The following is a 22,951-nucleotide window of genomic DNA, read 5'->3' as shown; positions in this document are numbered from 1 at the left end:
GTGCTGCGGACATCGCGGGTTGGTCCATCCGGTGATCGATCGCGCCTGCGCACACCCGGGAAGCGGACCCTGCGCCGGCGCGGTTCGGACTGCAGAGTATAGGGGCGGGGGTGTGACCGCCGGTTCGACGCCGGGCATGGGCGCTCGGCGCGCCCGGGACGGCGACGGGCGCTCCCTGCGGCCCGTCGTGGCGCTCCTGCCCCCGGGTTTTCCCCAATGTCGCCGTCGGCGGGCGACGGTTAACCTGCGCTCCCGAGGGTGCCGTACGGCACCGGATGCCCGGCCCGCGCATGAGCTACGAGACGACCCGCCTCCCGCCACCGCCGCCGGTGTCCCAGTGGCCCGGCCTGCCCGCGCTGCGGCCCGATGCCGGCCAGGCGACGGGGTTCGATCCCGCGCTGCTCGCCGCCGACCCGGCCGAGGTCGAATTCGCACTGGATCCGGCCTCGGTTCGCATCACCGGCGAGAACGCGCAACAGTGGAACACCACCTACTCGGCCTCGGGCGAGATGCAGGTGTCGGCGCCGGGTGTCGAGGCGCAGACGGTGCCGGTGCGCTACGACGTCACGATCCGCAACGAGAACGCATCGCCGGCGCAGCTGCGCGAGGTCAATCCCTTCGACCCGGCGACGATCCCGCCGCGCACCCGGATCGAGGTGTTCGGCCGCGACTACGCCGGCACCCCGCTCGAGGCCTCGTTCCGTGCGCTGGCCGATGCCAACGACCTCGCGTCGATCGACGACCTGCGGCTGTCGCTGGAGATGACCGAAGACGGCGAGCTGCGGGTGATGACCGGCGACAACCGGCTGTTCGATGCGCCGCGCGACGGCGGGCCGGCGTCGTACCCGGCGGAGCGTGAGGATTTCACCCGCCATACCGCGATGCTCGACGACCCGGCCGGCGCCGACCGCGCCGGCTACAGCCGCATGCTGCTCGACGGCACCGTGCCCGACGCCAGCGTGCGCATCGCCGAGGACGTCGAGGGCCGCGAGATCACCGGCATCGTGACCCAGACCGGCAGCGGCGAGACCAATGAAGTGGTGTGGACGCTAGATGGCAAGGGCCGGCCGGTGTCGGCCGACGCCACCCTGACCTGGGAGCCGGGCAGCGGTGGCCGAGATTCCGACCGCATCGAGGGCAATGCGCAGAGCCGCTTCCGCAGCGACAACGACATGAAGGGCAGCGGCGACGACGTCGGCCACGTCATCGCCTACCGCTTCGTCAACGGCCACGGGCCGGTCAACATGTTCCCGCAGGAAAGCCACTTCAACCAGCGCGTGTTCGCCGGCATGGAGCAGGAATGGGCCGACTGGCTGGCCGAGGGCATGGACGTGCGGATCGAAATCGCGCTGGGGCCCGCGAACGTGCAGCGCCCGGACCAGGTGCGGGTGGACTACGAGGTGATCGACCCGGCGACCGGGCGCGCGGTCTATGATCCGCAGCTGATGGTGTTCGACAACGAGGCCGGCCAGGTGTTCGACCGCATCGCGCGCAACGACATGGACGACATGATCGGAATGCGCTCTTGAGCGCCGACAAGGACGCGCTGATCCGCGGCATCGGCGAACTGCTGGTGCGCGACATCGCCACCGCCGGGCACGACCTCGACGGTTACGCGCTGATCGTCTCCTACGCCGATGGCGCGCGCCGGATCAGCGGCTTCGGCTATCGCGACGGCGAAGCGCCGCGCGCGGCCACGCCGCAGACCGGACTCGACACCATCGGCGCGCGCCTGGACGAGCTGCGCGAAGCCACGCAGGCGGAAGGCAAGGCGCCGTGGACGGTGTGCGTGATCCAGCTCAGGCGCGCGGGCGGCAAGCTGCATGCCGAATTCGTGTACGAGGACGCGGAGCGGTGGGAGATCACGCCGGCGACATTGTCAGAAGTGGCGGAGCGCGCGCGCCCGGCATAAGCGACGCGACGGTTTCCATGCAGGCGCAGGCGCTCCTTGCCGCATGCGTTCCTGCCAGCCTCTCCGCTTGCGGGAGAGGGTCGGGGTGAGGGCCTTTCTGAAGCGACGCACCTGTTCGCGCCTGCGGCATGGTTCCGCCGCCCTGCGGCACCCTCTGCCGATAGGCGCTGATCGCGCGAGCCGGAGGAGCAAGCAGCAACGTTGCGAGGCGGACGCTGGGCCGCCGTCCACCGCTCCCGATCGCACGGCGCCGGCGCCGTGCCACGCGCCTTCCCTTCCTTCCCCCGCAGAGCGGGGGAAGGAAGGGAAGGTGTCACTTCGGCATCTTTCCCCGCCCTGCGGGGGAAGGAGGGTCGGTTTCCTTTCGGCACCTTCCCGCCCCGCCGGAGAAAGGAAGATCGCCGCGGCCTAGGGGGGCACCGGGCGGCGCGTCCTCAGTCGACCCGCTGCAGTTCGAACGCCTGCACCGTCGCCGGCTCCAGCCACGGCAGCAGCCAGTGGTCGACCAGCAGGAACGCGAACAGCGCCATCAGGTACACCACCGAATAGTTGAACACCTTCATCGCGAACAGTTCGTCCGGCGGATCCAGCAGGCGCCACGCGTACCACAGGAAGGCCAGACCCAGCACCACCGCGCCGCCGAGGTAGAACAGCCCGCTCATGCCGACCGCCACCGGCAGCAGGGTCACCACGCACAGCAGCACGGTGTAGAACAGGATCTGCCAGCGCGTGTATTCCACGCCATGGGTGACCGGCAGCATCGGCACCAGCGCGCGCGCGTAGTCGTCGCGGCGGAAGATCGCCAGCGCCCAGAAATGCGGTGGCGTCCATACGAAGATGATCAGCACCAGCAGCAGCGCGTGCGCCCAGTCCCACCGCCCCTGCATGCCGGTCACCGCGGCCCAGCCCAGCAGCGGCGGGGCGGCGCCGGCGATGCCGCCGATGACGATGTTCTGCGGCGTGGCGCGCTTGAGGAAGCCGGTGTAGACCACCGCGTAGCCGATCAGCGAGGCGAACGTGAGCGCGGCGGTGAGCGGATTCACCAGCGCCACCAGCAGCGCCATCGACAGCGCGCCCAGCGCCACCGCGAACACAAGCACCTGCATCGGGCGCAGCGCGCCGGTGGCGAGCGGGCGGTCGGAGGTGCGCACCATCACCTTGTCGATGCGCTGGTCGATCAGGTGGTTGATCGCGGCCGCCGACGCCGCCGCCAGCCAGATGCCGAGCAGGCCGAACACGGTCTCGCGCCACGGCGGCAGGCCGGGCACGGCCAGGAACATGCCCACCAGCGCGGTGAACACGATCAGCGCCACCACGCGCGGCTTGGTCAGCGCCCAGTACTGGCGAACGTCGGTGGAACTGGAGGAACTCATCGATCTCCGTGGGGCGGGCGCCGGCGCGCGATGAAGCAGGGTTCGATTGTCGGCGCAGGGCGGGGTTTCTGCAGCCGGGCGCGACAGGAACGAGGTGCCAGCCAGCCGGCCATTGTGCATGGTCGGCCTTGCCGGCCTGGCGTCATGCGCGATGGCTCCGGGGCCTGGCGGCGGCGCGCCGTAGGCGGCGTGGTTGGCCAGGCAGGCATTATGGCCGGCGGCACGTGCGTCATGTCGGGCCTGCGGCGCCCTAAGGCCGCCGCAGGCGCGCGAGCAGGGAAACCAGCACGAACAGCAGCAGCGCCGCGCCGCCGTTGTGCATCACCGCCACCGGCAGCGGCAGCGACAGCTTGACGTTGAGCACCCCCAGCAGCACCTGGGCCAGCGTGAGCAGCGCCAGTGCCAGCGCCCAGCCGCGCAGGCCCGGCATGCGCGCCAGGCGCCACGACGCCGCCAGCAGCATGGCCGCCGCCACGATCGCGAACAGCCGGTGCGCCATCTGGATGGCGATGCGCGAGGCGCCGTCGAGCACGCCGCCCTCGTAGTCCACGCCGACGCCGCGCCACAGCACGAAGCCCTCGCGGAAGTCGGTCGTCGGCCACCACTGGCCGACGCACTTCGGGAAGTCCGCGTAGTGCGGCTGCGCCGTGGTCCAGCCGCCGGCGCCGCAGGCGAGCGCGGCGTAGTTGGCGCTGACCCAGCCGCCCAGGGCGATCTGCACGCCGAGCGCGGCGACCCCCGCCAGCAGCCAGCGGCGCAGTTGCGCGGCATCGGCGTGCACGAGCGGCAGGTGGGTCGCGCGCCACGCCATCCACGCCAGCAGCGAGAAGGTGAGCATGCCGCCGAGCAGGTGGCCCATGACGATCACCGGCTTGAGCAGCATCGTCACCGTCCATTTGCCGAGCAGCGCCTGGAAGATCACCACCGCCAGGGTCAAGGCGGCGACGTTCGCGAGATCCGCCGGCGCACCCGCGCGCGCGCCACCGATGCCCGACCAGCGCAGCGCCGCGACCAGCAGCAGCGCCTCCCCGAGCCCGGCGACCAGCAGCGCCGGAAGCACCTGCCCGCGCATGTACAGGGGGATCGCGGCGGCCACCAGCGCCGACGCCACCAGCACGGTGGCCACGCCGAACCTGCGCCGGCGCGCCGCCAGCAGCGCCAGCACCAGCACCAGCACGCCGAGGGTGGCGGCGAGGTGGCGGTGTACCTGCTCGCGCCACGCCTTGGCCGTCTCGAACGGGCGGATCGCGCTGGCGGCGTGGTCGCTCACGTCCTGCGCGGCCTGCGGCCAGGCGGCGCGCCCGTAGCAGGTCGGCCAGTCCGGGCAGCTCAGGCCGGCGTCGGACAGGCGCACGAAGGCGCCGAACACGATCACGCCGAAAGTCAGCGCGACCGCCAGCCAGGCGATGCGATGGAAGTGGCGGTAGACCTGCGGACGCGACGGGGCGGGATGCGGGGTGTCCATCATTTCAGCTTCAGCAGGCGTGCCATGTCCTGTCGCAGGTGGCCCGGATCGAAGCCGGGCGCGTAGCGCAGGATCACGAAACCGTTCGGGTCGATGACGTACACCGGCGTGCCTGCGGCGGCATCTCGCCGCGGCAGCGCCGCCAGCAGGGCCGGATCGGGCGCGACCTCGCGCCAGGCGGTATTGCGCACCGCGCCATCGGGCGCCGCGCCGATCCAGAGGATGTGGACGTGGTCGGCGCGATGGCCGAACAGTTGCCAGACGGTGTCGAGCTGGCGCGAGAGGTCCACGCACGGCGCGCCGCAGTCCCCGGCCGGCGCGAGCGCGATGCGCCAGGTGCGCTCGCCGGGATTCCAGGCGTACTCGCCGCCGCCCTGCAGGCGCGGCACCACCCCGCGCAGGTCGCCGGGCGGGTCGAGCAGTTCCCCGTGGTTCTTCGTCCCTGCGGGGCGCCAGCCGGAGAATCGCAGCGCGCCGGCAACGACCGCGCTGCCGAGGAAGATGACGACGATCAGGACCAGCATGCCGCGGTTGCGGTTGCGTTGCCTGGTGGGGACGGGAGCGTTCATCGGCGGCGCCGGAAGGTCAGTATGAGGGCGGTCGCCAGCACGGCCAGGGCGAGCCCGAACCATTGCACGGCGTAACCGAGGTGTTTTTCGGGAGGCAGGGTATTGGGCAGCACGTCGAGATCGCGCGCATGGCCAAGGGGGAGGTCGGGATCGAGCTTGAGCACGCGTGGCGGAAGCGCCTCGACCCCGAGCCGGGCCGGCAGCGCCGCCCCGTCGAGCCGGATCGCCAGCAGGTCGCCGTGTCCGGTGGCTGCCGGCGTCGCGTCTGCCAGGCCTGCGGAAGGCGGCGGTGCGAGCAGGCCCTGCACGCGCTGCACGCCCCGGATCGGCGCCACCTGTGGCATGGCGCGGTCCGGCGGCACCGGCAGCCAGCCCAGTTCGACCAGCAGCGGCGCCGCGCCGACCGGCTGGAACAGCCGGTACACGCGCACGCCGGGGCGGCCGTCGCGTTGCTGGTTGTCGAGCAGCACCGCGGGCCCGGGGAGGAACCCGCCCTCGCCCGCAGCCCAGTCGTAGTCGCGTGCGCGGTCGGGGTCGGCGGCGGCCGACAACGGCCGCGCGATCCGCTGCTCGAGCGTCGCCGCCACGGCATCGAGCACCGCCTGCTTCTGGTGCATGCGCGCGAGCTGCCAGCGGCCGAGCGAGGCGAACGCGGCGATCGCTAGCAGTGCCAGCGCCCAGCCGGCGATGCGCGCGGTGCGTGGGCTCACGCCGCTGCTCCCGCGGGCTGCGATAATGACGGCCACATGCGCGCGCTGCGCCTGCGGAGGCGGTGATGAACGATTCGCTCAAGACCCTGCTGATCGTCGCCTTCCTGGCGCTGATCCTGTGGAACCTCGGGGCCGGCCTCTACTACATGCTGGTCGACAAGGGACAGAGCAAGCGCACGGTGAATGCGCTGACCAGGCGCATCGCGCTGTCGGTGGCGCTGATCGGGCTCGTGGTGCTGGCCAACTACATGGGCTGGATCGAGTTTCACGGCGTGGGTAGCAACCCGAACCCCTGAACGGCAGTGGCGGGACCGGCCATCGCCGTCTCCTCCGCTGTCATTCCGAGCGCAGCGAGGAATCCCTGCATCATCGGCTGCGGACAGAAGATTCCTCGCTACGCTCGGAATGACAGACCAGGCGCTCGGAATGACAAACCCGGCGCTCGGAATGACAAGCCAGGCGGACCGCCGGGCCGGAAAAGCGGAAAGCGCCGGCATGCCGACGCTCTCCTGCAGGGCGATCCCGTGCCCGGTCGCTTTCCCGAATCCCGATTCCCGATTCCCGATTCCCGGCTTCAAAGCACGTAGACGAACAGGAACAGCCCCAGCCACACCACGTCGACGAAGTGCCAGTACCAGGCCACCGCCTCGAACGCGAAGTGGTTCTCCTTCGTGAAGTGGCCCCTGGCGCAGCGCAGCCAGATGATCGCCAGCATCAGCGTGCCCAGGGTCACGTGCAGGCCGTGGAAGCCGGTGAGCATGAAGAACGTCGAACCGTAGATGCCCGAACCCAGCGTCAGGTTGAGGTCGCGGTAGGCGTGCACGTACTCCTCGACCTGGAAGAACAGGAACAGGCAGCCCAGCAGCACGGTCAGCCCGAGGGACACCAGCAGCTGGGTACGGTGGCCGGCCTTGAGCGCGTGGTGGGCGATGGTGACCGTCACGCCGGAAGTGAGCAGGATCAGCGTGTTGAGCAGCGGCAGGCCCCAGGCCGGAATGGTCTGGAACGTGCCGCCGACCTCGCCCGGGCCGGCCGTCGGCCAGGCCGCGCTGTAACCGTCCCACAGCAGGTAGTTGGTCGCCACGCCGTCGCCGGCGCCGCCCAGCCACGGCAACGCGTACTGGCGGGCGTAGAACAGCGCGCCGAAGAACGCCGCGAAGAACATCACTTCCGAGAAGATGAACCAGACCATCCCCATCCGGAACGACACGTCGACCTGCTTGTTGTAGTAGCCCGACACCGACTCGAGGATCACGTCGGCGAACCACTTGAACAGGATGAAGGCCAGCGCCGCGACGCCGACCAGGAACGTCGCCCTGCCCCAGCTGGCGTCGTTGAGCCAGCTGGCGAAGCCGAGCATGGCCACGAACAGCGCGACCGACGCGAACACCGGCCAGCGACTGCCGTGCGGCACGAAGTAGACGTTCGGGTCGCTGGCGTGATGGGCGGTGGTGTCGTGGGCCTGGGCCATGGCGTGGGTCCGGATTGCGGTGGGTCAGGGTGCCGAACGCGGCACGGTGGACGACGGCGCCGCCGCGGCAAGGCGATCGGTGAGCACGTCGTTCTTGAAGAACGTGTACGACAGGGTGACGGTGTTGACGTCCGGAGGCAGCGCCGGGTCGACGATGAAGCGCACCGGCAGGTCGCGCGTCTCGCCGGCCTGCAGGGTCTGCGCGGTGAAGCAGAAGCACTCGGTCTTGCTGAAGTAGCCCGACGCACGCGCCGGCGCCACCGACGGCGTCGCGCTGCCGACGATCGCGCGCGCGGCGTTGTTGTGCGCGGCGTAGGTCGCCTCGTACTGCTCGCCCACGCGCACGCGCATGCGGGTGGCGTTGGGACGGAAGCCCCAGGGCAGCTTCGAGTTCACGGTGCCGTCGAACTCCACCGTCACCCAGCGCTCGTCGGGCACCGCCGAGGCCACCGCAGAGGCGTCGGCCGCGCTGTTGTCCAGGCGGATGCCGAACACCTTCTCGCAGGCGATCCGGTACAGCGGCACCAGCGAGAAGGTGAACGCGAACGCGGCCAGCGAGATGCCGACCAGCTTCGCCACGCCGAGCCTGCCCGCGCTCATCGTCCGATCACCCCGGACGCGATGAAGGCGATGTAGATCGCCACCGCGATTCCGCCCACGACCATCGCCGTGCGCACCGCGCGCCTGCGGCGCAGGGCGGTGTCGTCGTCGGGCCGGGGCGGGGGCTGCGCCATCACGTCGTCAGTGGGCCACGTCGTCGTGCGCCAGGTCGCCCGGGCGGATCACCGGCGGCGTGCCGAAGGTGTGGTGCGGAGCCGGCGACGGCACCGTCCACTCCAGTCCGCGCGCGCTGTCCCACGAGCGTGCCGCGGCCGGCGCGCCGTGCTTCAGCGAATGCCACAGCACGAAGAACATCATGAACGGCGTGACGAACATGCCGAACGCGCCGATCGAGCTGATCAGGTTCCAGTCCGCGAACACCACGTTGTAGTCCGGGATGCGGCGCGGCATGCCGGCCAGTCCCAGGAAGTGCTGCGGGAAGAACAGCAGGTTCACGAACACCATCGTCCACCAGAAGTGGACCTTGGCCCAGGTCTCGTTGTACATGCGCCCGGTCCACTTCGGCCACCAGTAGTAGACCGCGGCGATGATGCCGAACAGCGCGCCGGTCACCAGCACGTAGTGGAAGTGCGCGACCACGAAGTAGGTGTCGTGGTACTGGAAGTCCGCGGGCACGATCGCCAGCATCAGCCCGGAGAAGCCGCCGATGGTGAACAGGACCACGAAGGCGATCGACCACAGCATCGGCGACTCGAAGCTCAGCGCGCCGCGCCACATGGTGCTGACCCAGTTGAACACCTTCACGCCGGTGGGGATCGCGATCAGCATGGTCGCGAACATGAAGTAGATCTCGCCGCCGAGCGGCATTCCCACCGTGAACATGTGGTGCGCCCACACGATGAACGACAGGAACGCGATCGAGGCGGTGGCGTAGACCATCGCCTGGTAGCCGAACAGCGGCTTGCGCGAGAAGGTGGGGATGATCTCGCTGACGATGCCGAACGCCGGCAGGATCATGATGTAGACCTCGGGATGCCCGAAGAACCAGAAGATGTGCTGGTACATCACCGGGTCGCCGCCGCCGGCCGCGTTGAAGAACGAGGTGGCGAAGAACTTGTCGGTCAGCAGCATGGTCACCGCGCCGGCCAGCACCGGCATCACCGCGATCAGCAGGAACGCGGTGATCAGCCAGGCCCAGCAGAAGATCGGCATCTTCAGCAGGTCGATGCCCGGCGCGCGCATGTTGAGGATGGTGGCGATGACGTTGATCGCGCCCATGATCGAGCTGATGCCCATCATGTGGATGGCGAAGATCACGAAGGCGACGTTGTAGCCGCCCTGCAGCGACAGCGGCGGGTACAGGGTCCAGCCGCCGGCCGGGCCGCCGCCGGGCAGGAACAGCGTCATCAGCAGCAGGGTGAAGGCGAACGGCAGGATCCAGAACGACCAGTTGTTCATGCGCGGCAGCGCCATGTCCGGCGCGCCGATCTGCAGCGGGATCATCCAGTTGGCCAGGCCGACGAAGGCCGGCATCACCCCGCCGAAGATCATCACCAGCGCGTGCATGGTGGTCATCTGGTTGAAGAATTCGGGGCTGACGTGCTGCAGGCCCGGCACCGCCAGCTCGGTGCGGATGATCACGCTCATCGCCGCGCCGATGATGAACATCACGAACGAGAACAGCAGGTACAGCGTGCCGATGTCCTTGTGGTTCGTGGAGAAGAACCAGCGTTCGACGAAGGACTGGCGATGGCCGTGGTCGTCGTGGTGGTGGTCTGCGGTGGCGGTGTGCGTGGACATAGGACGATGGGCCTTTCGGATTTCGGTCAGCCGGCGCTGGACGCGTCGGCGGGAGCGGCGGCTTCGGGCGCCTGGGGCGCGGCGGGTTCGTCGCCCTGCTGCACGTCTTCGATCATGTCCGGGTCGACCGAACGCGGCGCGGTGCCGTCGCCGCCCTCGGGCACCTGCGACGGGTCGGCCGGCGGCTCGCCTTCGGCCTTGCGCGCGGCCAGCCAGGTGTCGAACTCGGCCCGCGGCACTGCGCGCACCACGATCGGCATGAAGCCGTGGTCCTTGCCGCACAGTTCCGCGCACTGGCCGCGGTACACGCCAGGCTCCAGGATCTCGGTCCACGCCTCGTTGATGATCCCGGGGATCGCGTCCTGCTTCCAGCCCAGCGCCGGCACCCACCAGGCATGGATCACGTCGTCGGCGGTGATAACGAAGCGGATCTTGGTGTCGGTCGGCAGCACCAGGGCGTTGTCGACGTCGAGCAGGTAATGCGGGCTGGTCGCCGCGTCGGGGCGCTCGCCGCTCTGCCGGATGCGGTCGGATTCGCGGTCCAGGCGGCTGGTCAGCTCCACGTCCTCGCCCAGGTATTCGTACTTCCACATCCACTGGATGCCGGTGACCTTCACCGTCATCTCGGACTCGCGGGTGTCGTACATCGCGATCAGCTTGGCGGTCGCGGGCACGGCCATGATCACCAGCAGGATGATCGGAACGACAGTCCAGACGATCTCGAGCCGGGTGCTGTGGGTGAAGCCGCTGTCCGGCACCGCGCCGCGCGAATGGCGGAACTTGAACATGGCGTAGGCCATGGCGCCGAACACGATCACGCCGATGACCACGCAGATGATCAGCGCCAGCATGTGGGCGTCGTAGGCGTGCTGGGACGAGGTGGTGACGCCCCGCCCCATGTTGAGCTGCCAGGGCTTGGGATCGGCGGCGACCGCCGCGAACGGCAACGATGCCAGAACCGCAAACCCCCACCGCGAGAAACGCGCCTGCATCATTGCCTAGACCCCAATGTCATCGGTCGCGGCCTGCCGGCCGCCAGAGAACGGGTTGGACGAGCGCATCCGTCGCGCCCCCCGTGTCCGGGAACCCGCCATGGATACCGCTTCGCAACGTCGCACACCCGCCCTGCGGGCACGCGAAAACTTCCAAATGGTAGCGGCCACGGGGGTTTAGGGGCAAGCCGAGGCCGTTCCCGCACCGCCGCGGCCGCGGCGCGACGGATAGAATCGGCTTCCCTCCGACCGGCGGTCGCGCTCCGGCCGCGCGGGTCGCCCGCCCCATTCCCGCGCAGGCGGCGCGCGCAGGACCCCGGACATGAACAAGCCCGCTCCGCCCACGCTCGACGCCGCCGAGGTCGCGGCCCTGTTCGACGCGATCCCCGAGGTGCTGTTCTTCATCAAGGACCGCGAGGGCCGCTACACCCACGTCAACGCGACCATGTTGCGTCGGCTGGGCCTGCGCTCGCGGCGCGACATCATCGGCAAGCGCGCCGGCGACGTGTATCCGGGTGGGCTGGCGGCCGACTACGGACTGCAGGACCAGCAGGTGCTGGACGGCGCGGTGATCGACAACCTGCTCGAGCAGCACCTGTTCTCGGACCAGGAACCGGGCTGGTGCCTGACCTGCAAACGGCCGTTGCGGGCCGGCGGCGCGGTGGTCGGGCTGGTCGGCATCTCGCGCGACCTCGCCGGCCGCGAAGGCCTGGAGCAGGACTACCGCTCGCTGCGACAGGCGCTGGTGCACATGAACCGGCATTTCCCTGGCAATGTCCGCATCCGCGACCTGCGGGCGGTCACCGGGTTCTCCGAATCCAAGCTCGAGCGCAGCTTCCAGAAGGTGTTCCAGCTGGCCCCGCTGCAGCTGCTGACCCGGATCCGGATCCAGGCCGCGATGCACCGGCTGCAGGGGCCCGGCGGCATCGCCGGGATCGCCCAGGCCTGCGGCTTCAGCGACCAGAGCGCGTTCACCCGGCGCTTCGTGGCACTGGTCGGGATGACCCCGGGCGCCTACCGCCGCCTGCGTGCCGACTGAGCGCCAGGGCGACCGCCTGCCTCCCCGACCCGCGCAACGCCCCGGTGCGCTCTGCGGCGGGGACCCGGCCGGGGCGACGCTCGCGCCATCCGCAGCCCCCGCCCCCCTGCCACGCCGGCGAGCCTGCCCCGCCCTGCGGACGCGGGGTCCCGCGGACCGCCCCGCGCCGTTGTGCCGCCGCCCGCAGGGGCGGCGCAGGAATCGTTCAATCCCTGCACACGCCCTGCCGGGGACAATGGCCCGGTCCCGCCCCTGCCGATGTGCCGTCGGCCCCGCGCTTTCGGCCCCGCGCCCGTCGCCCTTCCAGGCTCCGCCCATGCCCCCTGCCTCCGACCCGCCCGACCCGGTGACCGACCCCGCCGGCCCGATGGCCGCCCCTCCGGTTCCCTCGACCCTGCGCGCGGCGATCACCGCTGCCTGGTCCCTGGACGAGTCGGCGCATGTGCGCGACCTGCTGGCGCTCGCACGCCAGCCCGCGCCCGGATGGAGCGACGCCGACCGCGCCGCTATCCACGCCACCGCCACCGACCTCGTCCGCCGGGTCCGCGCCCGGACCGTGGACCAGGGCGCGATCGAGGCGTTCATGCGCCAGTACGACCTGGGCAGCGAGGAAGGCGTGCTGCTGATGTGCGTGGCCGAGGCGCTGCTGCGGATCCCCGACCAGGACACCGCCGACCGGCTGATCCGCGACAAGCTCGGCGAGGCGGACTGGAAGAAGCACGTCGGCCAATCCGATTCGGTGCTGGTCAATGCCTCGACCTGGGGTCTGATGCTGACCGGCCACCTGGTGGACCTGGCCGACGACACCCGGCGCGACGTGCACAACGCGTTCAAGCGCCTGGTCGGCCGCGTCGGCGAGCCGGTGATCCGGCTGGCGGTGCGCCAGGCGATGCGGATCATGGGCCACCAGTTCGTGATGGGCCGGACCATCGGCGAGGCGCTGGCGCGCTCGCGCAAGGGCGGCAACGCCGCGTTCCGCTACTCGTTCGACATGCTCGGCGAGGCCGCGCTGACCCAGGCCGATGCCGATCGCTACCTCAGGGCCTACGGCGAGGCGATCGATGCGATCGGCGCCAGCGGGCGCGCTTCCGGAGGGCACTTCGCCGACGAGATCGCCGCGCCGTCGATCTCGGTCAAGCTCTCCGCCCTGCACCCGCGCTACGAACACGCCCAGCGCGGCCGGGTGCTGGCCGAACTGGCGCCGCGGCTGCTGAAACTGGCGCGGCAGGCGAAGGGCTACAACATCGGACTGACCATCGACGCCGAGGAGGCCGACCGGCTGGAGCTGTCGCTGGACGTGATCGAACGTGCGTGGAGCGACCCGCTGCTGGACGGCTGGAACGGCTTCGGGATCGTCGTGCAGGCGTACCAGAAGCGCGCGCCGTTCGTGATCGACTGGATCGCCGACCTTGCCCGTCGCCACGGCCGCCGCATCCCGGTGCGCCTGGTCAAGGGCGCCTACTGGGACAGCGAGGTCAAGCGCGCCCAGGTCGACGGCCTGCCGGGCTACCCGGTGTTCACCCGCAAGCCCAATACCGACGTCAGCTACCTGGCCAACGCGGCGCGCCTGCTGTCGAACACCGATGCGGTCTACCCGATGTTCGCCACCCACAACGCGCAGACGATCGCGGCGGTGCACCGGATGGCGGCGGCTTTGCTGCCTTCCGCCGTGGGTTCACCGCCTTCTTCCGCGGCTCCGCTCCCTTCCCCCGGTCACGGGGGAAGGGTGGGGGATGGGGGGCCATCAGGTCGCGACGCGGCGGATGCGCCTTCATCCGCCCCCCCGGGGCACCTTCCCGGCCATGTGCAGCGCACAGTGCGTTCTGATGCACTGCGCGGCGATGCCGCGCGAGCAGCACCTCCTCACCCCCTGGAAGCAGGGGAAGAGCACAGGCGGTCGATCCACCACTACGAATTCCAGAAGCTGCACGGCATGGGCGACGACCTCTACGCCGAGGTGATTCCCGCGGACCGCCTCGACGTGCCCTGCCGCGTCTACGCGCCGGTCGGTTCGCACGAGGACCTGCTGCCGTACCTGGTGCGCCGGCTGCTGGAGAACGGCGCGAATTCGAGCTTCGTCAACCGCATCAGCGACGAGGACGTGTCGATCGACGACCTCGTGCGCGATCCGGTGGAGGTCGTCGCCGGCTTCGAAGCGATCGCGCATCCGCGCATTCCGTTGCCGGTCGACCTGTACCGCGGTTTCACGGCATCGACCGGGCAAGACGACAGGAGCAATTCCATGGGCGTGAACCTCGCCAACGACGACCGGCTGCGCACGCTTGCCGAACAGGTCGACGCCGCCGTCGCCGCGGCCGGCGAACAGGGGTGGCGCGCCGCGCCGCTGGTGCCGGGGGCGGCCATCGCCGGGCCGGACATCGCCGTCACCAATCCGGCCGACCGCCGCCAGCGCATCGGCCAGTGGCAGGCCGCCGACGACGCTGCCGTCGAATGCGCCCTGCGCAACGCGGTGACCGCGCACCCCGCATGGGATGCGACGCCCGCCGCCTCGCGCGCGGCGATCCTGGAGCACGCGGCCGACCTGCTCGAGCAGCGCATGCCGCAGTTCATCGCGCTGTGCACGAAGGAGGCCGGCAAGACCGTCCCCGACGGCGTGGCCGAGGTACGCGAAGCGGTGGATTTCCTGCGCTACTACGCCGGCCGGGCACGCCACGATTTCGCACCGCTGCCGTTGCCCGGTCCGACCGGTGAATCCAACGCGCTGCAGCTCGCCGGCCGCGGCGTGTTCGTGTGCATCAGCCCGTGGAACTTCCCGCTGGCGATCTTCGCGGGCCAGGTGGCCGCGGCGCTCGCCGCCGGCAACAGCGTGATCGCCAAGCCGGCCGAACAGACCAACCTGATCGGCTGGCATGCGGTGAAGCTGCTGCACGAGGCCGGCGTGCCGGAAGCGGTGCTGCAGTTCGTGCCGGGCGACGGCGCGACCGTGGGCGCCGCGCTGACGTCCGATCCGCGCGTGGCCGGCGTGGCCTTCACCGGCTCGACCGACACCGCACGCGCGATCAACCGCGCGATGGCCGCGCGCGATGCCGCGATCGGCGTACTGATCGCCGAGACCGGTGGCCAGAACGCGCTGATCGCCGATTCCTCCGCCCTGCCCGAGCAACTGGTGAAGGACGCGCTGGCCTCGGCGTTCACTTCGGCCGGCCAGCGCTGCTCCGCGGCGCGGGTGCTGTTCGTGCAGGAGGACATCGCCGACAAGGTGATCGGCATGCTCGCCGGCGCGATGGCGGAGCTGCAGGTGGGCGACCCGGCACTGCTGTCGACCGATGTCGGCCCGGTGATCGACACCGACGCGAAGTGCCTGCTCGACGAACACGCCACGCGCATGCAGGGCACGGCGAAGCCCATCGCCGAAGCCAGGCTGGGCCCCGGCACCGAACACGGCACTTTCTTCGCGCCACGCGCCTGGGAGCTGCAATCGCTGTCGCAGCTCACGCGCGAGAACTTCGGCCCCGCGCTGCACGTGATCCGCTGGAAGGCGAGCGAACTCGACGCGGTGGTCGATGCGATCAACGCCACCGGCTACGGCCTCACGCTGGGCATCCACTCGCGCATCGACGAGACCGTGGAGCGAATCGTGCAGCGCGCGAAGGTGGGCAACGTCTACGTCAACCGCAACCAGATCGGCGCGGTGGTCGGGGTACAGCCCTTCGGCGGCCAGAACCTGTCCGGCACCGGCCCCAAGGCCGGCGGCCCGCACTACCTGCCGCGCTTCGCCACCGAAAAGACCGTCACCATCAACACCACCGCCGCCGGCGGCAACGCCTCCCTGCTGACGTTGGGTGAGTGAGCGCGCTTACGAAGCATTGCTTCGTGCGCGAACGAACGCCCGCCGCGCTTCGGCGGGCCGGACCGAGTAGCTGCCGTGTGCGCGGCATGCCGCGCGGCAGCTGCGAACGCCCGCTGCGCTGCAGCGGGCCGGACCGAATGAGCGCGCTTACGAAGCATTGCTTCGTGCGCGAACGACCGCCCGCCGTGCTTCGGCGAGTCGCACGACGCGTAGCCCGGACAAGGCCGAAGGCCGCATCCGGGGAGGCGCGGACATCGGAGCACAATCCGGGGCCGCGCCCTTCGGCCAGGGCGCTCCGTCGTTCTGCGGGGCGGCGGCGCTCCGTCGCTGCGGAGCGGCGGCGCTCCGGTGTGCGGCCTGGCGACGTCGCCCCCGGGTGCGCTTCGCTTACCCGGGCTACGGGGGCATGGGGCTTGCCGCGATCAGGGGGGCGCGTAGCCCGGATAAGGCCGAAGGCCGCATCCGGGGAGGCACGGACATCGGAGCACAATCAGGGGCCGCGCCCTTCGGCCAAGGCGCTCCGTCGCTGCGGAGCGGCGGCGCTCCGGTGTGCGGCGTGGCGACCTCGCCCCCGGGTGCGCTTCGCTTACCCGGGCTACGGGGGCATGGGGCTTTCCGCGATCAGCGACAACGGCCGCGTGGACGACACCGTGCGTCGTGCGGCGGGACGGGCACGCGCCGGGTTGCGCGAGACGGACGCCTTTCGCGGTCCGTGAACGCGGCCAACCGAACGTCTTCCGCGTGTCGGCGTGCCAGACGGGCGGCTGCGGCCGGTAGGGCGCCGCCGCGCGCGAGCGCATGGCGCACCGTGCCCAGCCCACGCCTGGCGCGATCCCTCCGCGAATCGCGCGAAGCCGCCTGCCGCCCTGGCAAGCGGAGCGACGAGTTGCGCGCTGCGCGCAGCGCGGACAGCCGTCGGCGCAGAATGACGCCCGCGCATCGACGCATCCGCAGACCGCCGCTGCCACGCGCCATGCGACCCGCCTGCATCCAACGGCCAATGGCGCGCTGCACCCGCTTGCCTATGATGGCGGGCCTCCCACCCCGCGTGACCGGTCCCGATGGCCTTCGACGCCTTCGCACTGATGCTGGCGATGCTCGCCCTGGGCATGGCGTTCGCGCGGCTGCGGGTGCTGCCCGGCAACGCCGCGGAGACGCTGAACCGGGTGGTGCTGTACGTGTGCCTGCCGGCGGCGATCCTGATCCACGTGCCGCGGCTGCGTTTCGACCTCTCGCTGCTCGGGCTGGTGCTGGTGCCGTGGGCGCTAGCGGCCGCCACGTGGGGACTGCTGCGCCTGCTGTCGCCACGCCTGCGCCTGCGCCGCGACGAGTTCGCGGTGCTGCTGTTGTGCACGATGCTCGGCAACACCAGCTTCATCGGCTACCCGATGGTCGAGGCGCTGCTCGGCGCGCAGGCGTTGCCGTATGCGGTGGTCTACGACCAGTTCGGCACCTTCGTGATGCTGTCGACGCTCGGGCTGGTGGTGCTGGCGCAGTACGGTGGCGAGCATCCGCCCACGAAGCGCGCGGTCGCGCTGCGCATCGCGCGCTTCCCGCCGATGTGGGCGCTGGCGTTCGGGCTGACCCTGATGCCCGAGCATCCGCCGGCGTGGATTGCCTCCGCATTGGAGCGGCTGTCTGGCGTGCTGCTGATGCTGGTGATGCTGGCGGTGGGCCTCACCATCCAGCTCAGGCTGCCGCGCGACGAGATCGCGCCGCTGGCCACCGGGCTGCTGCTCAAGCTGGCACTGCTGCCGGCGCTCTCGCTCGCACTGGCACTGGGCGTCGGCCTGCGCGGCGGGGTGCTGCAGGTGGCGGTACTGGAGTCGGCGATGCCGCCGATGATCACGGCCGCGGCCCTGGCGATCTCGCACGGGCTGGCGCCGCGCCTGGCCGCGGCCATGGTCGGCTACGGCATCGTGCTGGCGATGGCGACGCTGCCGGCGTGGACGTATCTGCTGCAGCGGCTCGGGTGAAGAAGCCGCGCGGTCCATGCGCCGACCGATCAGGAACGATTGCAGTGCAGGCACGGGCCAGCTGCCGCGCAGGCGATAGCAGCAAGTCGAAGCACCTCCGCGCCAGCGCAGGTGCGGGTCGAGAGCGGTTACGGTTGGACAAGTGCGATGCGTTTCGGCGCGGTGCGTAGCAGTGCGCGATGCACCGGGTACGAGCGCGCCGGGGGAAAGTCTCCCGGCGATTGGCGTCGCCCGGCGCGGGATTCGCCCCGGGTGCGCTTCGCTTACCCGGGCGACGCCGGTCCCCGGCTCGTCGTCGCCCCTGAGGCCGCGGCCGCCGGACGCTCCGCAAGCCGAAGCCACGCGGGAATGCAACCAGCAGGTGGCGCCCCGCTTTTTGCCGCCAGCACCGCCGTCACCGACCGCAGAAGCATAAAAAAGCCCCGCCGAAGCGGGGCTTTTCCATGTCGCGATGAAGCGCAGGATCAGAAGCGGTACTGCGCCGACACGCCGTAGAGGTTGGCGCTGCCGTCGTAGGGACCGGCGATCCGCGAGCCGCTGGAGGTGATGGCGACCTTCGGGTCGTCCGGCTTGATGTGGGTGAAGCCGAAGTTGACGTCGAGCGCGTCGCTCACCATCCAGGTGGCGCCGACCGAGTACCAGCGGCGGTCGTCGTCGGGCAGGCGCGGGGTACGGTGCACGAGGCTGGTCGGGGTCTGGTCGTCGGCGATGCCGCCGCGCAGCGTCCAGCTGTCGTTGAGCTTGTACTCGGCGCCGATCGACACGAAGCTGGTGTCGTCCCACTCGAACGGCTCGACCGCATCCGGATCGGGGTTGTCGAAATCGATCCGCACCTCGCGCAGCGATTCCCAGCCGGTCTCGGCCCAGCTGGCCGACAGCGCGAAGCGCTCGTTGAGCTGCCAGGTGGCGCCGACCGAGAGGATCGACGGCGTGGTCAGGTTGGCCGACACATTGCCGTCCTGGAACAGCGGGGCGGTGAACGGGCTGGCCCCGAACACCGCCGCGACGTTGCCCGGCACGGTCCAGTCGGCGGTGCCGCGCAGTTCGTAGTCGATCTCGGAGCGGTAGCTGACGCCGATCGCGACGTTGTCGGTCGGGCGGAAGTGCGCGCCCACCAGCCAGCCGAGGCCGTTGTCGTCGCCGCCCACTTCCACGAAGCCGTCGGCCGCCTGCGGCTGCGCGAACGGCAGCGGGCGCGTGGCCGGGTTGGAGTACAGCAGGGTGCCGAAGTCGACCGAGCGCGACAGGGTGACGTCCGCGCGCGAGACGATCGCGCCCAGGCCCACCGAGAAGCGGTCGGTGATGTCGATCGCGCCCGACAGGGTCAGGTCGACGATCTGCACGTCGGAGGTATGGGCGAAGTAGCGGCCCACCCAGCCGTCCTCGTATTCGGTCTTGAGGCCGAACGGGGCGCTGACCATGGCGCCGAAGGCGACGCCGTTGTCGAACTTGCGGATGTAGGACATCGCCGGGACCGGGGTGATGTCGCCGGCGTCGCCGCCGTTGCCGCCGGTCATCGGGCGGCCGAAGGCGTCGGTCGCGGTGCCTTCGAACTCGTAGCTGAGGTCGATCGCGGTGACGTCGATCTGGAAGGTGTTGCCTTCGAACTGGGTCATCACCGCCGGGTTGTTGGCGACGACCGAGGAATCGCCGGTCTTGGCGGCGGTGCCGGCGAAGGCACTGCCCATCGACTTGACGCTGTTTTCCTTGAGCTGGAAGCCGGCGGCGTGGGCGTGGGAGGCGAAGGCCATCGCGCCGGCAATGCCGAGCGCCAGGACCGTGACGTGGGGAATCGTGCGCATTGCTGGGTCTCTCTCCGGTGACGGGATGTGCCGCGCCGCAGTGCAGACGGGCCGCCTGGCCCGCCTTCGCCGCCGGAACTCGCCCTCCCGACCCACGACGCGGCGCGCACTATACCGTACTGGGGCGTGTGGTGAATGTGCGTTGCGGCACGCGGCGGGCGCCGCCGGAAGCCGGCGACGCGCGCGAACGTGTAAGGTCGCGCCATGTTCGTGTCGGTCCCCACCCGCTCCGGGGCGTCGCTGCGCTGGGCGACGCCGCTGCTGGCCGCGCTGTTGTGGGCGGCGTTCCTGTGGGCGTTGTCGCGTCCCGATGCGCTGCAGCGCACGTTGCTGCTGGAATGGGGCGCGCTGGCCGGCGGCGCGCCCGGCGACGGCCCCTGGGACACCTGGACCGACCCGCAGCAGTGGCTGCGCCTGTTCAGCGCCCTGTTCCTGCACGCCGACTGGGCGCACCTGCTCGGCAACCTGGTGTTCCTGCTGATCTTCGGCCTGCCTGCCGAGCGGGTGATGGGGCCGTGGCGGTTCCTGGCGCTGTTCTTCCTCGGCGGCGCGCTGGCCAACCTGTTCGCGGTGCTGGTGATCGGCGCGCCCGACCGGCTGATCATCGGCGCCAGCGGCGCGGTCTCGGCGCTGATCGGCGCCTACCTGGCGCTGTTCCCGCGGGCGCGGCTGGGGGTGGTGGTGCCGCTGGGGCTGTTCCTTGAGTTCGTGCGGGCGCCGGCCTCGCTGCTGATCGGGGTCTGGGCGGCACTGCAGATCGTGTTCGCCTACATCGGCCCGGCCTTCGGCGCGGTGGCCTGGGCCGCGCATGCGGCCGGCTTCCTGTTCGGGATCGTGTTCGCGATCGCCTCGCGTGGCGCGATCGCGCGGCGACTGCGCCGGCTGAAGGGGTATTGAGGGTGGTGACTGGTCATTCGTGATTGGGTAAAGCGCCGCCCCACGCACCGCTGTTTCGAATTACCAATCACGAGGCGCTTTTCAACGGCCGCAGGCCGGTAATCACCAATCACGGCTCCCTATAATCCCCCCATGTCCAAGCCGCTCTACAAGGTCACCTTCCTGAACCACGGCAAGGTCTACGAGCTGTACGCGCGGCGCGTGGACAGCGGCCGGCTGTGGGGCTTCGTCGAGGTCGCCGAGCTGGTGTTCGACGTGCACGACGGGCTCGTGGTCGACCCCACCGAGGAACGGCTGCGCGACGAGTTCGGCAACACCCGTGCGCTGCACCTGCCGATGCAGGCGATCCTGCGGGTGGAGGAAGTGGAGAAGAAGGGCCAGTCGGCGATCCGCGACGCCGAATCGGGCGAGAAGGTGGTCACGCCCTTCCCGCTGCCGGCCAAGCCGCGCTGAGCATGCCGCCGACGCTGCAGGCGCTGGCGCTGGTCGGCCTCGGCGGCGCGGCGGGGTCGATCGCGCGCTACCTGCTGGCGACGTGGACCATGCACGCGGCCACGCCGCAGAAATTCCCGCTGGGAACCTTCGTGGTGAACCTGGCCGGTTGCCTGGTCGCCGGCTTGCTCGCGGGCCTGGCAGAGCGCCATCCGGGATGGTTGTCGCCGGACCTGCGCCTGCTGCTGTTCGTCGGCCTGCTCGGCGGGTTCACCACGTTCTCGGCGTTCGGACTGGAAACCGCGCAACTGCTGCGGCGCGGCGAGTGGTTGGTGGCGACGGGTTACGTCGGCGGCAGCGTGCTGCTGGGCATCGGCGCCGTGTGGCTGGGCCTCAGGCTCGTCGGCAAGGCGTAGCGCGCGTCCACGCCCACCGGCCCATCGTCCAGGTCCCGATCGAGTGCGTGGCCCCGGTCCGCATCGGGTGCGACGACCCACGGCGCGCCATTCCCCTGCGCAAACGGCTCGCGTCCCGGCGAGACTACTCGCCGACCGGCGCGGGCGTCGGTGCCGGCGCCACCCCGGGCGTCGGCTTCTTCAGCTCCGCGAGCGCCGCGTCGATCGGACCGTCGCCATCGAGCACGTCCCCGGCGGTGGTGCCTTCCTCCTCCTCCTCGCCACGCAGGTGGCCAGGCAGCGTGGCCTCGGTGTAACCGGGCGTGGTCGAGGCCACTTCGGGTTCGCTGGTGTCGGGCTTGAGCACGAGGTCGGGATCGATCCCGCGCGCCTGGATCGAACGCCCGCTGGGCGTGTAGTAACGCGCGGTGGTGAGCTTGACCGCGTCGCCATTGCCCAGCGGCATCACCGTCTGCACCGAGCCCTTGCCGAAACTGCGGCTGCCGACGATGCGCGCGCGGCCGTTGTCGTGCAGCGCGCCGGCCAGCACTTCCGAGGCGCTCGCCGAGCCCGCGTCGATGATCACCACCACCGGCGCACCGTCGATCAGGTCGCCGGGCGTGGCGCTGAACTCGGTGTCGTTGACCGGATTGCGGCCGCGGGTGCTGACGATCCTGCCCTTCTCCAGCAGGTCGTCGGCCACGCGCACGGCGGAGGTCAGCAGGCCGCCGGGATTGCTGCGCACGTCGATCACCAGGCCCTTGAGCCTGCCGCCTGCCTCGCCCTGCAACCGCTCCACGGTGCTCGCGAAGTCGTCGGCGGTTTCCACCTGGAACTGGCTGATGCGCACGTAGCCGTAGCCGGGCTCGAGCATGCGCCCGCGCACGCTGGCGACGCGGATCGTCTCGCGATGCACCGTGATCTCCAGCGGCTTGGCCTCGCCCTCGCGCAGCACGGTGAGCACCGCCCGGGTGCCGGGCGGGCCGCGCAGCGGGCCGTGGCCCTCGGCATCGGCCGGGGTCAGCGGCTTGCCGTCGACCGCGACGATGGTGTCGCCGGAACGGATGCCGGCCTTGGCCGCGGGGGTGCCGTCGATCGGCGCGATCACCCGCACCTTGCCGTCGGGCAACTGCAGCACCTCCACGCCGATGCCGTCGTAGGCGCCGGTGGTGCCCTCGTCGAAGGCCTCCGCGGCGCGCTTTTCCAGGTAGGCGCTGTGCGGATCGAGGTCGAACAGCAGGCCGCGGATCGCCGCGTTCATCAGCTTGCGGTCCTCGACCGGATCGACGTAGCCCTGCCGGATCGCGTTGAACAGGCCGACATAGCGGCGGATTTCCTCCAGCGGCACCTTGGTGGCGGCGCTTTCGGCGGCGTCGGGATCGTCGGCGGCGTCGACCGGATCGGCTTCCGCGTCCAGGTCCGGGGCGGGGTCGGGAAGGGCGGGCACGCCCTCATCGGGCGGCAGCGCCTCCTCGGGCACGGCCGGCGCGTCCACCGGCGATTCCGCCGGCGGCTCGTCGGCCTGCTCCTGCTGCTCCTGCTGCTCCTGCTCCTCCTGCTGCGGTTGTGGCAGCACCCGCGGGGTCGGTCGGTCCTGCGGGGTCGGTCGCTCCTCCGGAGTGGGCTGTTCCTGTGGCGTCGGCTGCGCTGGCGGCGCGTCCTGCGCGAATCCGGGCGGACACGCCAGCGCCAGCGGCAACAGGACGGCGAGCAGCGGCGACTTGCGGACAGGCATGCAGGCACTCC

20 protein-coding genes are annotated in these 22,951 nt (G+C 70.8%); 9 read left to right on the top strand and 11 right to left on the bottom strand.

Translation table 11 applies throughout. The features are described from left to right. Positions 1–290: 290 nt before the first annotated feature. Both FZO89_RS10785 and FZO89_RS10780 read left to right on the top strand, forming a co-directional pair. On the top strand, positions 291–1,529 hold the full coding sequence (locus FZO89_RS10785; protein WP_187471126.1) for a DNA/RNA non-specific endonuclease: 1,239 nt from the start codon (positions 291–293) through the stop codon (positions 1,527–1,529). Beyond that, positions 1,526–1,912 (top strand): hypothetical protein, encoded by a 387-nt coding sequence (locus FZO89_RS10780; protein WP_149103257.1) that lies wholly within the window; start codon positions 1,526–1,528, stop codon positions 1,910–1,912. Before FZO89_RS10785 ends, FZO89_RS10780 begins: the two co-directional genes overlap by 4 nt. A 434-nt stretch (positions 1,913–2,346) precedes the next feature. On the opposite strand, the gene cyoE is transcribed toward FZO89_RS10780, so the two are convergent. The 4 genes from cyoE to FZO89_RS10760 all read right to left on the bottom strand — a co-directional run bounded on the left by cyoE (position 2,347) and on the right by FZO89_RS10760 (position 6,029). Continuing rightward, a complete protein-coding gene (gene cyoE, locus FZO89_RS10775; protein ID WP_149103256.1) occupies positions 2,347–3,285 on the bottom strand; it encodes a heme o synthase in 939 nt (312 codons plus the stop codon). Between the two features lie 250 nt (positions 3,286–3,535). Beyond that, positions 3,536–4,750: a COX15/CtaA family protein gene (locus FZO89_RS10770; RefSeq protein WP_149103255.1), complete on the bottom strand. Its 1,215-nt coding sequence runs from the start codon at positions 4,748–4,750 to the stop codon at positions 3,536–3,538. Further along, positions 4,750–5,319, bottom strand: coding sequence for a hypothetical protein (locus tag FZO89_RS10765; RefSeq protein WP_149103254.1), 570 nt, complete (start codon positions 5,317–5,319; stop codon positions 4,750–4,752). The genes FZO89_RS10770 and FZO89_RS10765 overlap by 1 nt, the downstream gene beginning before the upstream one ends. Next, a complete protein-coding gene (locus FZO89_RS10760) occupies positions 5,316–6,029 on the bottom strand; it encodes an SURF1 family protein (RefSeq protein ID WP_149103253.1) in 714 nt (237 codons plus the stop codon). Before FZO89_RS10760 ends, FZO89_RS10765 begins: the two co-directional genes overlap by 4 nt. Before the next feature lie 65 nt (positions 6,030–6,094). Between FZO89_RS10760 and FZO89_RS10755 the strand changes: the two genes are divergently transcribed. After that, entirely contained in the window at positions 6,095–6,325 is a 231-nt protein-coding gene (locus FZO89_RS10755; RefSeq protein WP_149103252.1) for a twin transmembrane helix small protein, read from the top strand. 278 nt (positions 6,326–6,603) lie between these two features. Here the strand turns inward: FZO89_RS10755 and FZO89_RS10750 are convergent, their stop codons facing one another. From FZO89_RS10750 to coxB, 5 genes are read right to left on the bottom strand one after another with little or no spacing between them, the layout of a single operon-like run. Further along, positions 6,604–7,500, bottom strand: coding sequence for a cytochrome c oxidase subunit 3 (locus tag FZO89_RS10750; RefSeq protein WP_149103251.1), 897 nt, complete (start codon positions 7,498–7,500; stop codon positions 6,604–6,606). Between the two features lie 24 nt (positions 7,501–7,524). After that, entirely contained in the window at positions 7,525–8,100 is a 576-nt protein-coding gene (locus FZO89_RS10745) for a cytochrome c oxidase assembly protein (RefSeq protein ID WP_149103250.1), read from the bottom strand. Beyond that, a complete protein-coding gene (locus FZO89_RS18540) occupies positions 8,097–8,234 on the bottom strand; it encodes a hypothetical protein (protein WP_187471125.1) in 138 nt (45 codons plus the stop codon). The genes FZO89_RS10745 and FZO89_RS18540 overlap by 4 nt, the downstream gene beginning before the upstream one ends. 7 nt (positions 8,235–8,241) lie before the next feature. Further along, entirely contained in the window at positions 8,242–9,861 is a 1,620-nt protein-coding gene (gene ctaD, locus FZO89_RS10740) for a cytochrome c oxidase subunit I (RefSeq protein ID WP_149103249.1), read from the bottom strand. Between the two features lie 26 nt (positions 9,862–9,887). Then, positions 9,888–10,856, bottom strand: coding sequence for a cytochrome c oxidase subunit II (gene coxB, locus FZO89_RS10735; protein WP_149103248.1), 969 nt, complete (start codon positions 10,854–10,856; stop codon positions 9,888–9,890). 319 nt (positions 10,857–11,175) lie between these two features. Here coxB and FZO89_RS10730 point away from each other — a divergent pair, with 319 nt between their 5' ends. From FZO89_RS10730 to FZO89_RS10715, 3 genes are all read left to right on the top strand, one after another. Beyond that, positions 11,176–11,892, top strand: coding sequence for a helix-turn-helix transcriptional regulator (locus FZO89_RS10730; RefSeq protein WP_149103247.1), 717 nt, complete (start codon positions 11,176–11,178; stop codon positions 11,890–11,892). Between the two features lie 316 nt (positions 11,893–12,208). Continuing rightward, the gene (putA, locus tag FZO89_RS18850; protein WP_262378606.1) at positions 12,209–15,703 is read left to right on the top strand and encodes a bifunctional proline dehydrogenase/L-glutamate gamma-semialdehyde dehydrogenase PutA; all 3,495 of its coding nucleotides are present in this window, start codon (positions 12,209–12,211) and stop codon (positions 15,701–15,703) included. 1,061 nt (positions 15,704–16,764) lie between these two features. After that, a complete protein-coding gene (locus tag FZO89_RS10715) occupies positions 16,765–17,679 on the top strand; it encodes an AEC family transporter (RefSeq protein ID WP_149103246.1) in 915 nt (304 codons plus the stop codon). Positions 17,680–18,143: 464 nt separating this feature from the next. Here the strand turns inward: FZO89_RS10715 and FZO89_RS10710 are convergent, their stop codons facing one another. Continuing rightward, a complete protein-coding gene (locus FZO89_RS10710; protein WP_149103245.1) occupies positions 18,144–19,481 on the bottom strand; it encodes an OmpP1/FadL family transporter in 1,338 nt (445 codons plus the stop codon). 204 nt (positions 19,482–19,685) lie between these two features. On the opposite strand from FZO89_RS10710, the gene FZO89_RS10705 reads away from it, so the two are divergent. The 3 genes from FZO89_RS10705 (at position 19,686) to crcB (ending at position 21,226) form a co-directional block, all read left to right on the top strand. Next, positions 19,686–20,378, top strand: a complete 693-nt coding sequence (locus tag FZO89_RS10705) for a rhomboid family intramembrane serine protease (RefSeq protein WP_149103244.1) — start codon at positions 19,686–19,688, stop codon at positions 20,376–20,378. 132 nt (positions 20,379–20,510) lie between these two features. Further along, entirely contained in the window at positions 20,511–20,831 is a 321-nt protein-coding gene (locus FZO89_RS10700; RefSeq protein ID WP_149103243.1) for a DUF1820 family protein, read from the top strand. A 2-nt stretch (positions 20,832–20,833) separates the two neighbouring features. Then, complete coding sequence (gene crcB / locus FZO89_RS10695) at positions 20,834–21,226, top strand: fluoride efflux transporter CrcB (protein WP_149103242.1); 393 nt, start codon at positions 20,834–20,836, stop codon at positions 21,224–21,226. Positions 21,227–21,350: 124 nt separating this feature from the next. Here crcB and FZO89_RS10690 read toward each other — a convergent pair whose 3' ends face one another. Beyond that, positions 21,351–22,940, bottom strand: a complete 1,590-nt coding sequence (locus FZO89_RS10690) for a S41 family peptidase (protein WP_222928112.1) — start codon at positions 22,938–22,940, stop codon at positions 21,351–21,353. Between the last annotated feature and the right edge of the window lie 11 nt (positions 22,941–22,951).

The organism is Luteimonas viscosa, assembly GCF_008244685.1.
In the GTDB taxonomy this organism is placed as follows: domain Bacteria; phylum Pseudomonadota; class Gammaproteobacteria; order Xanthomonadales; family Xanthomonadaceae; genus Luteimonas; species Luteimonas viscosa.
The sequence above is the reverse complement of the archived record's forward strand: the minus strand, read 5'-3'. Positions and strand labels throughout refer to the sequence as shown.

Excerpts from the sequence above, each read along its gene's own strand:
- FZO89_RS10785 (WP_187471126.1), top strand. The coding sequence starts at position 291 with ATGAGCTACGAGACGACCCGCCTCCCGCCACCGCCGCCGGTGTCCCAG.
- cyoE (WP_149103256.1), bottom strand. The coding sequence starts at position 3,285 with ATGAGTTCCTCCAGTTCCACCGACGTTCGCCAGTACTGGGCGCTGACC.
- FZO89_RS10770 (WP_149103255.1), bottom strand. The coding sequence starts at position 4,750 with ATGGACACCCCGCATCCCGCCCCGTCGCGTCCGCAGGTCTACCGCCAC.
- FZO89_RS10765 (WP_149103254.1), bottom strand. The coding sequence starts at position 5,319 with ATGAACGCTCCCGTCCCCACCAGGCAACGCAACCGCAACCGCGGCATG.
- FZO89_RS10755 (WP_149103252.1), top strand. The coding sequence starts at position 6,095 with ATGAACGATTCGCTCAAGACCCTGCTGATCGTCGCCTTCCTGGCGCTG.
- FZO89_RS10750 (WP_149103251.1), bottom strand. The coding sequence starts at position 7,500 with ATGGCCCAGGCCCACGACACCACCGCCCATCACGCCAGCGACCCGAAC.
- FZO89_RS10745 (WP_149103250.1), bottom strand. The coding sequence starts at position 8,100 with ATGAGCGCGGGCAGGCTCGGCGTGGCGAAGCTGGTCGGCATCTCGCTG.
- FZO89_RS18540 (WP_187471125.1), bottom strand. The coding sequence starts at position 8,234 with ATGGCGCAGCCCCCGCCCCGGCCCGACGACGACACCGCCCTGCGCCGC.
- ctaD (WP_149103249.1), bottom strand. The coding sequence starts at position 9,861 with ATGTCCACGCACACCGCCACCGCAGACCACCACCACGACGACCACGGC.
- coxB (WP_149103248.1), bottom strand. The coding sequence starts at position 10,856 with ATGATGCAGGCGCGTTTCTCGCGGTGGGGGTTTGCGGTTCTGGCATCG.
- FZO89_RS10730 (WP_149103247.1), top strand. The coding sequence starts at position 11,176 with ATGAACAAGCCCGCTCCGCCCACGCTCGACGCCGCCGAGGTCGCGGCC.
- putA (WP_262378606.1), top strand. The coding sequence starts at position 12,209 with ATGCCCCCTGCCTCCGACCCGCCCGACCCGGTGACCGACCCCGCCGGC.
- FZO89_RS10715 (WP_149103246.1), top strand. The coding sequence starts at position 16,765 with ATGGCCTTCGACGCCTTCGCACTGATGCTGGCGATGCTCGCCCTGGGC.
- FZO89_RS10710 (WP_149103245.1), bottom strand. The coding sequence starts at position 19,481 with ATGCGCACGATTCCCCACGTCACGGTCCTGGCGCTCGGCATTGCCGGC.
- FZO89_RS10705 (WP_149103244.1), top strand. The coding sequence starts at position 19,686 with ATGTTCGTGTCGGTCCCCACCCGCTCCGGGGCGTCGCTGCGCTGGGCG.
- FZO89_RS10700 (WP_149103243.1), top strand. The coding sequence starts at position 20,511 with ATGTCCAAGCCGCTCTACAAGGTCACCTTCCTGAACCACGGCAAGGTC.
- crcB (WP_149103242.1), top strand. The coding sequence starts at position 20,834 with ATGCCGCCGACGCTGCAGGCGCTGGCGCTGGTCGGCCTCGGCGGCGCG.
- FZO89_RS10690 (WP_222928112.1), bottom strand. The coding sequence starts at position 22,940 with ATGCCTGTCCGCAAGTCGCCGCTGCTCGCCGTCCTGTTGCCGCTGGCG.